At 48.5% G+C, this 1,328-nt stretch carries 1 protein-coding gene and 1 pseudogene; both read right to left on the bottom strand.

Going from position 1 to position 1,328, the window contains the following annotated elements; all coding sequences use genetic code 11:
* Nucleotides 1-112 precede the first annotated feature (112 nt).
* Nucleotides 113-988 (bottom strand): annotated as a pseudogene (locus FUA23_RS22510) (IS3 family transposase); the annotation flags it as partial.
* An 11-nt stretch (nucleotides 989-999) separates the two neighbouring features.
* Nucleotides 1,000-1,278, bottom strand: a complete 279-nt coding sequence (locus tag FUA23_RS22165) for a transposase (RefSeq protein ID WP_147932959.1) — start codon at nucleotides 1,276-1,278, stop codon at nucleotides 1,000-1,002.
* Nucleotides 1,279-1,328 lie beyond the last annotated feature (50 nt).

Here is a 1,328-nt window from a genome sequence, read left to right on the forward strand (position 1 = left end):
TGAGGTGGTCGGCTTTAGCCGGACAGTTTAAAAGTGGAGTTTCTTCTTTCCGTTCTGGTCCCCCGGCCCCTGTGGAGCGTAGCGGAACAGGGGCCGGGGGGACCAGAACGGACTAATCGTCGTTCTTCTTCGCTGCACTTTGCGCCCGACAGGCGCGCTCAAAGTTAAGCGGACTTTTGTTGCCTAGGGAGGAGTGTCTCCTCACCGTATTGTAATAGCCTTCTATGTAGTCGAAGGATTCTTGCTTAGCGTCTTCTACGTCCAAGAAAACGCCGTCTTCCAGTAGTTCGGCCTTGAAACGACCGAATAACGATTCTGCCTGGGCATTGTCGTAGTGATTGTCTTTGCGGGTCATGCTTTGCAAGAAGCCCAGGTCTGTTAGTTTTTTACGGAACGCTTTCGAACCGTATTGTCCACCACCGTCGGTATGGATGATGAGCCCAGCCTGCGGCCGCCGTTGAATAATAGCCTTCTCAAGCGCGTTGAGCACCAACTCTTCCCTCATGTGATCAGCGACATCCCAGCCAACGATGTTCTTAGTGAAAACATCCTGGAGAGTCGCCAGATAAGCAAATTTCCCGTTCACCAAAGGCAAGTACGTGATATCTCCAACGTAGACCTCATCCACTCCCGTAGCTGGCTCCCTTTCCAGTAATAGATTGGGACTACGCCTTAAATTCGGATGAGTTCTCGTCGTCTTGGGAACAAATGATTTAGGCTGAATCGCCCGTAATTCGTGAACTGCCAGAATAGTCCGAACTGTTTGACGACCTACTTGAATTCCATCATCAGCCAACTCTGCTACCAAACGTCGAGTGCCGTATCTACGCTTGTGAAAGTGGAAAGCTTCAATCACTTTTCGAGTTACTTCGCTCTGTGATGACCTGACCAAAGCGCGTTCGTAACGGTCGTAGTAACTACTCCGACTAACCTGCATCATCTCGCAAAGCAAGGTAATAGAATGAGCATTCTCATGCCGTTCAATAAATCGGTAACGATCTAATCGAGACGGCTGAAAATGCTCAAGGCTTTTTTTAAAATCTCGTTTTCTTCTTTCAACCGCTTCATCTCCTTGCGTAGATGACGGGTCTCAGCAGATGGTCCCGTTGGACCTCCCTTAGATTGTTTCTTCCATCGATGAAGAAGACTTTGGCCCACCCCAAGAGATGTAGCTAATTCCGCTACGGAACGACCTTGTTCCATTTGACGGATCGCCTCAGCTTTGAACGCTGCATCGTACTTGCGGTACTTCTTCTTTGTATTCGCTTCTTGTTTCATTAGACTGAAAATTACAAAAATTTTCTGTCCGGTATTTCAGGACCATCTCA

It is taken from the genome of Neolewinella aurantiaca, from assembly GCF_008014675.1.
GTDB classification, from domain to species: domain Bacteria; phylum Bacteroidota; class Bacteroidia; order Chitinophagales; family Saprospiraceae; genus Neolewinella; species Neolewinella aurantiaca.

Excerpts from the sequence above, each read along its gene's own strand:
- FUA23_RS22165 (WP_147932959.1), bottom strand. The coding sequence starts at position 1,278 with ATGAAACAAGAAGCGAATACAAAGAAGAAGTACCGCAAGTACGATGCA.